This window comes from Kribbella sp. CWNU-51 (assembly GCF_054073265.1).
Genome location: NZ_JBSXMZ010000050.1, coordinates 24,198 through 36,225, shown reverse-complemented (window position 1 = coordinate 36,225; position 12,028 = coordinate 24,198). Strand labels below are relative to the sequence as shown.

Annotated in this window: 11 protein-coding genes; 1 reads left to right on the top strand and 10 read right to left on the bottom strand. The window is 68.9% G+C overall.

All coding sequences use genetic code 11. From position 1 onward, the window contains the following. Positions 1-128 precede the first annotated feature (128 nt). Positions 129-1,004 (bottom strand): aldo/keto reductase, encoded by an 876-nt coding sequence (locus tag ACXC9Q_RS37145; RefSeq protein ID WP_457061331.1) that lies wholly within the window; start codon positions 1,002-1,004, stop codon positions 129-131. 84 nt (positions 1,005-1,088) lie between these two features. Continuing rightward, a complete protein-coding gene (locus tag ACXC9Q_RS37140) occupies positions 1,089-2,669 on the bottom strand; it encodes an alkaline phosphatase D family protein (RefSeq protein WP_457061330.1) in 1,581 nt (526 codons plus the stop codon). A 151-nt stretch (positions 2,670-2,820) separates the two neighbouring features. Here ACXC9Q_RS37140 and ACXC9Q_RS37135 point away from each other — a divergent pair, with 151 nt between their 5' ends. Continuing rightward, entirely contained in the window at positions 2,821-3,303 is a 483-nt protein-coding gene (locus ACXC9Q_RS37135; RefSeq protein WP_457061329.1) for an N-acetyltransferase family protein, read from the top strand. A gap of 204 nt (positions 3,304-3,507) precedes the next feature. Here the strand turns inward: ACXC9Q_RS37135 and ACXC9Q_RS37130 are convergent, their stop codons facing one another. The 8 genes from ACXC9Q_RS37130 to ACXC9Q_RS37095 form a co-directional block, all read right to left on the bottom strand. Then, complete coding sequence (locus ACXC9Q_RS37130) at positions 3,508-4,167, bottom strand: phosphotransferase family protein (protein WP_457061328.1); 660 nt, start codon at positions 4,165-4,167, stop codon at positions 3,508-3,510. Between the two features lie 9 nt (positions 4,168-4,176). Then, positions 4,177-5,619 (bottom strand): diguanylate cyclase domain-containing protein, encoded by a 1,443-nt coding sequence (locus ACXC9Q_RS37125; RefSeq protein WP_457061327.1) that lies wholly within the window; start codon positions 5,617-5,619, stop codon positions 4,177-4,179. Positions 5,620-5,688: 69 nt separating this feature from the next. Next, positions 5,689-6,435: a sugar phosphate isomerase/epimerase family protein gene (locus ACXC9Q_RS37120; protein ID WP_457061326.1), complete on the bottom strand. Its 747-nt coding sequence runs from the start codon at positions 6,433-6,435 to the stop codon at positions 5,689-5,691. Positions 6,436-6,454: 19 nt separating this feature from the next. Then, positions 6,455-7,270: a sugar phosphate isomerase/epimerase family protein gene (locus ACXC9Q_RS37115; protein WP_457061324.1), complete on the bottom strand. Its 816-nt coding sequence runs from the start codon at positions 7,268-7,270 to the stop codon at positions 6,455-6,457. Further along, a complete protein-coding gene (locus tag ACXC9Q_RS37110) occupies positions 7,267-8,448 on the bottom strand; it encodes a dihydrodipicolinate synthase family protein (protein ID WP_457061322.1) in 1,182 nt (393 codons plus the stop codon). Before ACXC9Q_RS37110 ends, ACXC9Q_RS37115 begins: the two co-directional genes overlap by 4 nt. Then, a complete protein-coding gene (locus ACXC9Q_RS37105; RefSeq protein ID WP_457061320.1) occupies positions 8,445-9,608 on the bottom strand; it encodes a Gfo/Idh/MocA family protein in 1,164 nt (387 codons plus the stop codon). Before ACXC9Q_RS37105 ends, ACXC9Q_RS37110 begins: the two co-directional genes overlap by 4 nt. Before the next feature lie 11 nt (positions 9,609-9,619). Continuing rightward, positions 9,620-10,354: a cupin domain-containing protein gene (locus tag ACXC9Q_RS37100; RefSeq protein ID WP_457061318.1), complete on the bottom strand. Its 735-nt coding sequence runs from the start codon at positions 10,352-10,354 to the stop codon at positions 9,620-9,622. A gap of 212 nt (positions 10,355-10,566) precedes the next feature. Next, positions 10,567-11,994 (bottom strand): FGGY family carbohydrate kinase, encoded by a 1,428-nt coding sequence (locus tag ACXC9Q_RS37095; protein ID WP_457061316.1) that lies wholly within the window; start codon positions 11,992-11,994, stop codon positions 10,567-10,569. Positions 11,995-12,028 lie beyond the last annotated feature (34 nt).

The window sequence follows — 12,028 nt, the reverse complement described above, 5'->3', positions numbered from 1 at the left end:
ACACAGCCTGGGCCCACCGCACCCAAACCACCGCAGCTTGACACCCCTAACAGCAGGGGTGTCTGTCATCTCGGGAACGTGACAGGAACACCACGCGGCGCGGAGCTATTCCGCGCCGCGTTCCGGCGTCAGGCGGCGTCGAGGGTGGCGACCTGGTCGGGGGTGAGCTCGAGGTCGATCGCGGCGTACGAGTCGCGGATGGTCTCCGGCCGGCTGGAGCCGGGGATCGGGATGACGTACGGCGACTTGGCCAGCATCCACGCGAGTGTCAGGCGCTGGGGGCTGACGCCGAGTTCGGCGGCGAGCTGGTGGAAGGCGGGGTGCTTGGTGCCGAGGTCGCCCGCGTTGGAGATGCCGCCAAGTGGGGACCAGGGCAGGAACGCGATGCCGAGCTCGTCGCACAGGTCGAGCTCCGGCTCGCTGGAGCGGAAGGCGGGAGAGAACTGGTTCTGCACCGAGACGAGTCGGCCGCCGAGGATCTCGTTCGCCTGCTTGATCTGGGCCGGGTTCGCGTTCGAGATGCCGGCCAGCCGGATCTTGCCCGCGTCGAGCAGGTCGCGGATCGCCCCGATCGAGTCTTCGTACGGCGTCTTCGGGTCCGGCCGGTGGAACTGGTACAAGCCGATCGCCTCGACACCCAGCCGCTTCAGGGACGCGTCGGCGGCCTCGAACAGGTGCTTCGGTGAGCCGTCGACGGTCCAGCTGCCGTCCCCGGGCCGGAGGTGGCCGCCCTTGGTGGCGACGAGCACGTGCGACGTGTCGCCGCCGTACGACGCCAGCGCCTGAGCGATCAGGGATTCGTTGTGACCGTCGTCGGTCGCGGTCAGGTGGTACGCGTCGGCGGTGTCGATCAGGGTGATCCCGGCGTCGAGCGCGGCGTGGATGGTCGCGATCGACCGCTCCTCGTCGGGCCGGCCCTCGATCGACATCGGCATCCCGCCGAGCCCGATCGCGGACACCTCGACGTCACCGATCCGGCGGGTCTTGTTCGTGTCAGCTGCCATGACTCCAACCTTGCGCGCGACCGGCACCGATTCCAACAGGAATATCCGCACAAACTCAGCACTCCCGGTACTGAATCGGCGTGATCAGGATGCGTGGACGTGGGGATTGCGGTCCTCGACGACGTAGGTGGCTCGGGTGGTGACTGCGGCGCCGGGGGTCTGGACGTAGGGGACGACGCGGAAGTCGGAGCGCCACTGCTTCTGGTCCACGGTGACGCGGACATAGCCGCGCTGGTTGTTGAAGAACTTCAGGTGCGGGTTGGCGGCCAGGAACTGCTGCCCCTGGTCCGTCGTGTCCGAACCGTCGCCACCGCTGGTGATCGACGTACCGACGAACTCAGTGCCGACCGTGGCCGAGTCCGGGTTCGCATAGTCGCGCTTGAGTTCGAGGGCGTAGTTCTGGTGCCGGTCGCCGGTGATGACGACCAGGTTGCGGACGCCGCTGTCCTGCGCGGCCGCGAGTACTTTGTTGCGCTCGGCAACGTAACCGTCCCACGGGTCCAGCCAGACGTGGGTCTCCGGGCCGGGGGTCCAGTCCGTCTGGCCCATCGGGGTCTGGTTGCCGATCACCTGCCAGCGGGCGTGCGACGTCCGGAAGCCGTCGAGCAGCCAGGCGCGCTGCTTGCCGCCGAGCAGGGTGTTGTCCGGGTTGAAGCGATCGTCGCAGGTGGACGAGTCGCCGTCGCCGCACGGCTGGTCGGTGCGGTACTGGCGGGTGTCCAGGATGGTGAAGTCCGCGAGCCGGCCGTACGGGAGCCGGCGGTGGTAGCGGATGTCCGGACCGGCCGGCATCTGCGCATGCCGCAGCGGCATGTTCTCGTACATCGCCTGGAACGCCTGCGCCCGGCGAGCCCGGAACACGGCCGGGTCCTGGTCGGGCTCGGTGTCGGCCTGGGAGATATCGCCGGCCCAGTTGTTCTCCACCTCGTGGTCGTCGAAGGTGTGGATCCACGGATGGGCGGCATGCGCGGCCTGCAGCGGCGCCTCGGTCTTGTAGAGCGAGTACTGCAGCCGGTAGCGGGCCAGATCGAAGGTCTCGGTGTGGAACCGCGGGTCCGTCGTCACGCCACGCTTGTTGGTCTTCACCCCGGACTCGTAGATGTAGTCGCCGAGGTGGACGACCAGGTCGAGGTCCTCGGTGGCCATGTGGTCGTACGCGGTGAAGTACCCGTCCTGCCAGGCCTGGCAGGAGGCGAAGGCGAACTTCAGTTCGCGCGGTGCGGTGAACGGGTGCGGAGTGGTCCGCGTCCGGCCGGTCGGCGAGACCTCGGAGCCGGTGCGGAATCGGTAGTAGTACACGTGATCGGGCAGCAGACCATGCACCTCGGGGTGGACCGAGTGGCCGAGTTCGGGTGTCGCGACGACGCTGGACCGCCGGACGACGTGCCGGAAGTTCTCGTCGCGGGCAACCTCGTACTCGACCCGGATCGGCCGGGCAGGCATCCCGCCCTTGCCATCGACGGCATACGGGTCGGTGGCGAGGCGGGTCCACAGCACGACCCCGTCGTACTGCGGATCACCCGAGCCGACGCCGAGAGTGAACGGGTTGCCTTGGCCGGACGGGGCGGCGTACGTGGTCGAGGCGTCCCAGGCCCCGGTGCCGAGCAGGACGGCGGCGGTGCCCGCACCGCCCAGGCCGAGGAAACGACGGCGTGAAACAGACATGTGAGTTCCTCCAGGTGGGCGGGGTTCGAGGAAGAAGAGCGCTGTCAGTGTTCAGTTGCCGGGTGTCTGGTGCCTGGCTCCGAGGTTAACGATCCAGCTCGGTAAGTTAACGGTGAACCTCGGTAGATTGACCAGAGGGCAGGATGTTCCCATGCAGATTGACGAGCGGGTACGGCGAGCCCGGCCAGAGGACGTCCCGGCGATCGTGGAGCTGGTCTACGGACTCGCCGACTACGAGCGAGCCCCGGACGAATGCCACCTGACCGCGGCGCAGTTGGAGACCGCCCTGTTCGGGGACGCCCCCGCGGTCTTCTGCCACGTCGCCGAACACGAGGGCGAGGTGGCCGGCTGCGCCCTCTGGTTCCTCAGCTTCTCCACCTGGCGCGGCGTCCACGGCATCTACCTCGAAGACCTCTTCGTCCGCCCCGAAACCCGCGGCACCGGCCTCGGCAAGGCCCTCCTCACCGCCCTCGCCCAGGAATGCGTCACCAACGGCTACGAACGCCTCGAATGGTCCGTCCTCACCTGGAACACCCCCGCCATCGACTTCTACAAGTCCCTAGGCGCCAACCCCCAAGACGAATGGACCACCTACCGCCTAACCAACGCCGCCCTCACCAACCTGGGCTCGTAACCCCGGAAACACCCGCCGCAGTTCGCTGATCAGTTACCCGCCGTCTGCGAACGGCCCGCGGGAGAACACGACCGCCTCGATCGCACCGCGGAGCGGGTCCTCGTCGTACGCCGGCCTGGCAACGGTCAAGAGATTCTCCAGGCACCGTGGATCCCCCCACGTTGATGATCGGGCCCTATTTGAAGCACACGCGGAGGCGGCGGTTCAAGACGGGCCGGTTGCAGCTTCCTGCAATTCGTCGGCGTGAGCTTCGACCCAGGCGCGCGTCCGGCGGATGTCCGCCGGTACGCCGAGGTCACGCAGGTGCCGCATTGCCGGGTCACCGGCGGCGGCCTGGGCGTCGATGCCGTCGGCGGCGCGGGACTGCCACCACAGCACCGTGGGGACAAGCGCGGTGAGATCGGCCGGACCGTAGCCGGCCAGTAGCGCCTTCCACTGCGGGACAACCCGGTCGAGGCTCACGAGGTCGGCGTACTGCCAGCAGATGAAGGCGACGTCATGGATGCGGGCACCCGGCGCGGCGATGTCCCAGTCGATGAAGGCGATGGCGCGCGTCCCGTCGTCGGTGTAGACGGTGTTCTTCGGCGAGAGGTCGTTGTGGCAGACAACCTCCTGATCGCCGGCGAGCGCCGTACCTGCGGTGAGGTCGTGGAACTCGCGGACCAAGCGGCCCACCGAGTGCAAGGCACCAGCGGACGTGACGGCGGGCTTCCACGGCCGCTCCCACGCGACGTACCCGTCGACGAAGCTCAGCCGTTCCCGACCGTCCGCATCCACACCGAGAAACCGCGGCGCGCCACCCCACCCCTCCAGCAACCGCAGCAGATCATGCACGAACCCGCCGCGCAACTCCACCTCGTCCATCCGAGCAGCCTACGAGCGGCGGTGTTTCGCGGCGTACATGGCCTGGTCGGCCTCATGGAGGAGGGTGTCGAGGTCGCTCGCGTCCGGCGTGATCGGGACGGTGCCGATGCTCGTCGTGACCTCGACCGCGATGTTCGGCAGCGGTCGGCTCACTGCGGCCTCGAGGCGGGAGATCAACGTCGTCAGGTCCTCACCGGCGATGTCCTCGGCGAGTACGGCGAACTCGTCGCCACCGAGACGGGCCACGGTGTCGCCGTGGCGGACCGCGGTGGACAGCCGGGCGGCGATCTCGCGCAGGGCATGGTCGCCGGCCTCGTGTCCGTAGCCGTCGTTCACGAGCTTGAAGTGGTTCAGGTCGCAGAACAGCAAGGCGCCGGGCCGACCGGTCGCTCGGGTCCGCTCAAGGACCGTGGTGAAGCGATGCTGGAGCAGCCGCCGGTTGGGCAGGCCGGTGAGCGGGTCGTGGGCGGCGTGGTGGCGCAGCTCGCGTTCGGCGTCCTTGCGGGCGGTCACGTCGTCGATCTGGATCAGCAGGATCCGCGGCTGGCCGTCCCCCTGTTCGACGATCGCCGCCGTACCGCCGAGCCAGATCTCGTTCCCGCTGGGCTGCGAGAAGCGCCGCTCGAACCGGTACGCCGTGTTGCCAACAGCAACCTCGTCGAGTTCGCGCCGGGACTGCCCGGGCTCCACGTCGCGAAGGAAGTCCGGCAGGCCGGCGCCGAGCAGTTGATCGGCGTCGTACCCGGTGATCCGGCAGAAGGCGTCGTTCACCCGCAGCACCCGGCCGGCGTCGGGCCCGTCGAAGGCGATCGTCGCCATCCCGTTCCCGGCGCCCTCGAAGACCATCCGGAACGTGGTCTCACTCGCCTCCAGCCGCGCCTTCTCGGCCCGGAGCTCATCGGTCAGCCGGGCCTTGTCGATCGCCAGCCCGGCCTGGGTGGCGAAGATCTCCAGCAACTCCCGGTGGATCGGTCCGGGCCGGCGCTGGTCCTCGGGGAGATCGACCGAGAGCATCCCGACCAGCTCACCGCCCGGTGAGTACAGCGGCGCGAAGAGTGCGTCCAGCGGATGCCAGGCGGCCGGATCGTCGGACACCGGTACGTCGGGCACCCAGCCGGTGACCTCGCCCTCGGGCAGCCGCTCGTGCGGCACGAAGCGCAGGCCGCCCCACTCGTCCGCGATGGCGAAGTCGGCGTCGAAGATGTCCGCCGCGCTCACCCGGCCGAGCAGGGCCTCCCGCGCCTCCGGCGACCCGGCGACCGCGAACACCTCGAACTTCCCGTCGGCATGCCGCAGATTCAGTACGGCGATGCCGAACCCGAGCCCGTCGACGACCCCGTCGACCACCGCCTGCAGGGTCTCGGCCAGGCTGCGCCCCGCACCCATCCGCGCGCTCACCTCGTAGAGGCGGCGGACAGCCGTCAGCCGGACCGATGGGTCGTCGTTGGGCACGCGTCGAGAATAGGCCGATCTCACCCGCCGTGAGCAGTTGTAATCATCGTTGATCCGGTTAAGCGTTTGTCAGTACCGGATTTCGGTCAGCCCGCGGTAGCTCCGTTCGGCTGACTGCCAGGCGTCGGCCGGCTTGTCGTGCTCGACCAGCCACTGCTCGACGCCACCCTCGGTCGCGTAGGCGAACATGCCCGCGAAGTCGAGCCTGCCCGCACCGACGTCCTCCCAGGAACCGTCCGCGGCCATGTCCTTGACGTGCAGCGCAGGGAATCGCCCGGGGTGCTCCTGGAAGTACTTCGCCGGGTCGTGGCCACCGTCGACCACCCAGTACAGATCCAGCTCGAAGCCCAGCAGGTCCGCGTCCACGTCGAGCAGGATGTCGTACAGAACCTGCCCGTCCACCGCATCGAAGTCGCGTCCGTGGTTGTGGAACAGCAGCTTCAGGCCGGCGTCACGCGCGGCCTTGCCGGCCTCGGTGAACGCGGCAGCAGCCGTCTTGAACCCCTCCACGGAGTGCAACTCCGAAGGAATCGACGGTACGACGATCCACTGCGCGCCCAACGTCTGAACGTCGGCCAGCGCACCGGCCCAGTTGTCCGTCATCCGGGGGTACCCGACGTGCTCGAGCACGATCGACAGCCCGGCGTCGTCGGCGAAGGAGCGGATCTCCTCGGCGCTGTGGTCGAACCGCCCACTCACCCCCACCGTCCGATACCCGATCCCGGCGAGCCGCTTCAGCGTCCCCGGATAGTCCTCGGCCAACACCTCCCGCATGGTGTACAGGTGCATTCCGATGCCGTCGGCGGGGATACTCATACAGGCAGCTCCTCAGCTACTAGATGACGTGTTCCTGATAGCGTGCCAGCGCCAGGTCGAAGACCTCTTGTCCCGGCGCGTCCCACAGCTTCTGGTTGAAGATCTCCACTTCGATCGGTCCGTCGTACCCGGCCGCATCACAGGCCTCGCGCAGCCGGCGCAGCTCGATCGAACCGTCGCCCATCATGCCGCGCCCGAGCAGCGTGTCCGCCGGCAGTGGAACCACCCAGTCGCTCACCTGGTAGGACAGGATCCGCTCGCCGGCCCGCTCGATCTGCCGGTAGACGTCGGCGTCCCACCACAGGTGATACGCGTCCACGATCACACCCACCTGCGACGCCGGGAACTGCTCGGCCAGCTCGAGCGCGCCACCCAGCGACGAGACCACGCACCGATCCGAGCAGAACATCGGATGCAATGCCTCGACCGCCAGCTTCACCCCACGCTCTGCCGCGTGCGGCGCCAGCTCGGCCAGCCCATCGCGGACCATCGAACGAGCGCCGTCGAGATCACGCGAACCCGGCGGCAGACCACCGCTGACGAGCACGAGCACGGACGTCCCCAGCCTCGCGGCCTCGTCGATCGCCCGCCGGTTGTCCGCGATCTTCGCCTTCCGCTCGGCGGCATCGGTCGACGTGAAGAATCCGCTCCGGCACAGCGACGAGACCTTCAGGCCCGCGTCCGTGACCAGCCGCGCTGCCTTGTCGACGCCGTACTCCTGGATCGGCTCGCGCCACAGGCCGATCCACGACAGCTCGGCCTTGGCGCTGGCCGCGACCACGTCCTCGAGCGGCCAGTACTTCGTCGTCGCCTGGTTCAGGCTGTAGCGGTTCACGCGTCGACTCCACCCACGCGCAGCAACTGCCCGAACCGCTCGACGGCAAGCTCCGGATCCGTGAGTACGCCGGCTTGATCGGCAAGGCGGAAGGTGTCAGCCAGATGCGGGAGCGACCGCCCGGTCTGCAGGCCACCCACCATCGAGAAACCGGGTTGGTGCCCGTTCAGCCAAGCCAGGAAGGCGATTCCGGTCTTGTAGTAGTACGTCGGTGCCGAGAAGATCTGGCGGGCCAGCGGAACCGTCGGCGCGAAGACGCGGTCGTAGGTGTCGAGATCGCCGTCGTCCAGCGCCTTCAGGGCGGCCGCGGCTGCCGGGGCGATCGCGGCGAAGATGCCGAGCAGGGCATCGCTGTAGCGGTTCTCGTCGCCCTTGATCAGCGCGGGGTAGTTGAAGTCGTCGCCGGTGTAGAGCCGAACGCCCGCCGGCAGACGGTTGCGCAGGGCAACCTCTCGGGAAGCGTCCAGCAGTGACACCTTGATACCGTCGACCTTTGCCGCATTGTCGACAATCAACTCGACCACGACGTCGGCCGCGCTGTCGAGCGAGTCGCTGCCCCAGTAGCCGTCCAGCGCCGGGTCGAACATCGAGCCCAGCCAGTGCAAGATCACCGGCCGGCTCGATTGGCCCAGCAGGTGGTCGTAGACCTTGCGGTAGTCGCCCGGTGAGGTCGCCGCGGCGCACAACGCCCGGCTGGCCATCAGGATCGGCTGAGCCCCGACTTCCTCGGCAAGCGCAAGCTGCTGCTCGTACGCCGCGGTCACCGCGTCCAAGGAGTGGTCGCCGCGCAAGCCGGCGGCGGGTCGAGGCGCGGTGGTGAGCTGGTCGGTGCCAACTCCCACAGCGATCCGGCCGTCGGGTGCCTCCGCGGCGGATCGCCGGATCAGTTCCTGCGTCGCCGCCCAGTCCAGCCCCATCCCGCGTTGTGCGGTGTCCATCGCCTCCGCCACGGACAGCCCGAGCGACCACAGGTGCCGCCGGAACCCCAGCGTGTGCTCCCAGTCGATCACCGCGGGCTGTCCGGGCGAGTTGTCGCCCAAGGGGTCGGCGACAACGTGTGCGGCGGCGAAGGCCAGCCGGCTGGCCGCCGGCGTATAGGTGCCCTGGGCAACTAGTGAGCCGGCCAGCCGGTACTTTTCCAGCCCGCCGTCGAGCGGCAGGCGCAGTTCCAGCGTCACAGCCGGCCCTCGAGGTCGAGCGGCGGGACCTCGAGCTTGCGGCCCTCGCGCCACGACTGCAGGCCGAGCTCGGCGAGCTGCACGCCCTTGGCGGCCTCGACGAAGTCCCAGGTGAACGGCGCGTCCTCGACCACGTGCCGCAGGAACATCTCCCACTGCACCTTGAAACCGTTGTCGAACACCTCGTTGTCCGGCACTGTTGCCCACTGGTCGCGGAACTTCTCGGTGGCCGGCAGGTCCGGGTTCCAGACCGGCTTCGGCGTCGCGGACCGGTGCTGGGCCCGGCAGTTGCGCAGGCCCGCGACCGCGGAACCCTCGGTGCCGTCGACCTGGAACTCGACCAGCTCGTCACGGAACACCCGGGTCGCCCACGACGAGTTCAGCTGCGCGACGATGCCGCCCTCCAGCTCGAACACGCCGTACGCCGCATCGTCCGCGGTGGCGGTGTACTCGTTGCCTTGCTCGTCGACCCGGGTCGGGATGTGGGTCGCGCCCTGGCAGTAGACCGACTTCACCGGGCCGAAGATGTTGTCGAGCACGTACCGCCAGTGGCAGAACATGTCGAGGACGATGCCGCCGCCCTCTTCCTGCTTGTAGTTCCAGGCCGGCCGCTGGGCTTCCTGCCAGTCACCCTCGAAGACCCAGTAGCCGAACTCGCCGCGGACCGAGAGGATCCGGCCGAAGAATCCGCCGTCGACCAGCCGCTTCAGCTTCCGCAGGCCGGGCAGCGACAGCTTGTCCTGGACGATGCCGTTCTTCAGGCCGGAGTCGCGGACCAGCCGGGCCAGGTCGACCGCGGCCTCCAGGCTCTCGGCGATCGGCTTCTCGCAGTAGATCGCCTTACCGGCCTCGACCGCGGCGCGGACGCCCTTCTCGCGCAGCTGGGTGAGCTGGGAGTCGAAGTAGATCTCGACGTCCGGCTCGGCCAGCGCCTCGGCCAGGTCGGTGGTCCACCGGGTCAGGCCGTACTGCTCCGCGATCCGGCGCAGCTTCAGCTCGTTGCGGCCGACCAGGATCGGCTCGGGGATGATCATCGTGCCGTCGGCGGAGGGCAGGCCGCCCTGCTCGCGGATCGCCACGATGGAACGCTCGAGGTGCTGGCGCAGGCCCATCCGGCCGGTGACGCCGTTCATCACGATGCCGACGCGTCGCTCGTTCACAGTTCTGCCTCTCACGAAGTGATGTCATAGATGTCGAGGCGACCGCACATGCCGTGCCGGCCGAACTCGGTGGGGGCGGGGAGTTGATGGAGTTCAGCGGTCTGTAGGTGGGGCGCCGTACCGGCTTCCAGCGCATCGAGCGCGGCGCCGGTCTCGTCGGCGAGGCGGTGGGCGCCCTGCTCCCAGCGCTTACGCCAGTCCGCCAGCTGTGGCTGGACGATCCGGACCGCGGCCGCGTAGAAGTCGTCCAGGCCCGACGGGCCGTTCGCGTCGAAGGACTCACGCAGTACGGCGAACCCCTCGAGCGCGAGGTCACGCCGGGCGATCGCAGACAGCGTCCGGGCCCCACCCTCGCCGGTCAGCGTGGTCGCCTTCAGATACGTCTCGCGGTCGGTGAGGTGCTCGGGCGGGAGCGTCAGGACGGCGTCGCCGGCCTCGGGGAGACCGGAGTTCGACATCAGGGCGAGGATCTTGAGGCCGCCGCCGTTGACCAGCCGGTGGATCGTGCCGGGGTCGAACCAGACGACGCTGCCCGCCTGCAGTGGGGTCTCGCTGAAGCCCTTCGGGTTGAGGGTCTGGACCGCGCCGGAGCCGGCCATCACGTAGTACCCCTCGGAGCAGGCCAGGTGGACGTGCGGCGCACCGCCGACCAGGCCGTCCGGTGCCTCGATGTCGTACACCGTCAGCAACGAGATGCCGATGCCGCCGGGCAGTGCCGCGGCGGAACCTGGCGCGCATTCGCACATGCCGGCCTCCCTCCCAGCCCCGGAAAGCCCTTTCCAAGGCTTGTGACCGCAACCTTAGGTGGGCTGTCACGAGGAGTCAACCTGTAACGGAAAGCGATCTCCGATCACATCCGGTCAGCTGCAAGGAGTTACTTCGGGATCTGAACCGAAGGTGGCGAGGGAGAAGAAAGGGGGTCAAGTGAGAGGAGGGGTGGGTGGGGCACCACGTCCGGTCAGGTGTGGACCGAGGCCACGGCGGCGGACCAGGTGGTGCGGCGGGTGGTGCGGGCTGGGACGGTGAGGGTGGGTTTGAAGACGCGGTAGGTGCGGGTGCTGGACCAGGTGGTCGACTGGCCGAGGGTGGTCCAGGCGAGTTCTGCGGTGCCGAGGGCGGAGATCTCGGGGACGTCGGCGACCTCGACCGGATGGCCGAGGAGGTCGGCCTGGGTTTGCATCAGGAGGTCGGAGACGGTCGCGCCGCCGTCGGCCCGCAGGCGCCGGGCCGTGCCGTCCGTGGCCGGAATGGTTTCCGCGATGTCGCAGATCTGCTGTGCGACCGCGTCGACGGCAGCGCGGGCGATGTGGGCGCGCGTGGTGGAGTTGCTCATCCCGGTCAGCGCGGCCCGGGCCTGCCGGTCCCAGTGCGGCGCTCCCAGACCGGCGAACGCCGGCACCAGAACGACGCCGTCCGCAGCAGGAACCGTCGCCGCCAACTCCATCAACGCGCCGACATCCGGCAGACCGAGCATGGCGGCCGTCCAGGCGAGCGCTGCGCCGGACGACACGATGTTCCCCTCCACCGCGTACAGCGGCTGGTCGGTCAACCAGGCCAGCGTGCACCCACCCGGGATGAACCCATCGACCGGCGTCATCACCGACGACCCGGTCCCGTACGTCGCCTTGATCATCCCGGCCCGCACACACCCTTGTCCGTACATCGCCGCATGCGAATCCGCGAGTACGGCGACGATCGGGATCCCGTCGCGCAGCCCCGGAACCCCTGCCGTCGCGCCGAATCCGGCGTTCGACGCACGCACCTGCGGCAGCGCCGACCGCGGTACGCCGAATGCGTCCAGCAGCTGGTCCGACCAGTCGAGCTCGCGTACGTCGTACAGCAAGGTCCGTGACGCGTTGCCGGCGTCGGTCAGGTGCTCGCGGCAACCAGTCAGCCGGTGGATCAACCAGGAGTCCACGGTGCCGACACGATCAGCATCCGTCTCCGTCAGCAACCAGTGAAGCTTCGGCGCGGAGAACATCGCATCCACTCGCAGCCCGGTGTGCGAACGCACCAGTTCATCAGTGGATGGAGGCAAGGATTCACACCATTCGGCCGTGCGTACGTCCTGCCAGCCGATGACCGGGCCGACGGCCTCACCCCGGCGGCTCCACCCCACGATTGACTCGCGCTGGGTGGACAAGGCGATCCCGACGATCTCCACCCGCCCCACGAGCTCGCTGTGTTCCGCGGCGGCGAGGCAGGACGCGATCGCCCGCAGGACGCTGTTCCACAGGTCGTCGGCGTCCTGTTCGGCCCACCCCGGCCGCGGAGTGGAGAGGCCGACCGGCGCGGATCCGGTCGCCAGCACGCCGCCGCCCGCGCTCACCAGGACCGCCTTGGAGTTCGTGGTGCCCTGGTCGATCGCGAGTACCGCTCGCACCATCGAACCCTCCGGATCTGACAACTTTCAACCGAGC

What these genes read in the sequence shown, in the direction of transcription:
- ACXC9Q_RS37145 (WP_457061331.1), bottom strand. Translation starts at nt 1,004, where the DNA reads ATGGCAGCTGACACGAACAAGACCCGCCGGATCGGTGACGTCGAGGTG.
- ACXC9Q_RS37140 (WP_457061330.1), bottom strand. Translation starts at nt 2,669, where the DNA reads ATGTCTGTTTCACGCCGTCGTTTCCTCGGCCTGGGCGGTGCGGGCACC.
- ACXC9Q_RS37135 (WP_457061329.1), top strand. Translation starts at nt 2,821, where the DNA reads ATGCAGATTGACGAGCGGGTACGGCGAGCCCGGCCAGAGGACGTCCCG.
- ACXC9Q_RS37130 (WP_457061328.1), bottom strand. Translation starts at nt 4,167, where the DNA reads ATGGACGAGGTGGAGTTGCGCGGCGGGTTCGTGCATGATCTGCTGCGG.
- ACXC9Q_RS37120 (WP_457061326.1), bottom strand. Translation starts at nt 6,435, where the DNA reads ATGAGTATCCCCGCCGACGGCATCGGAATGCACCTGTACACCATGCGG.
- ACXC9Q_RS37100 (WP_457061318.1), bottom strand. Translation starts at nt 10,354, where the DNA reads ATGTGCGAATGCGCGCCAGGTTCCGCCGCGGCACTGCCCGGCGGCATC.
- ACXC9Q_RS37095 (WP_457061316.1), bottom strand. Translation starts at nt 11,994, where the DNA reads ATGGTGCGAGCGGTACTCGCGATCGACCAGGGCACCACGAACTCCAAG.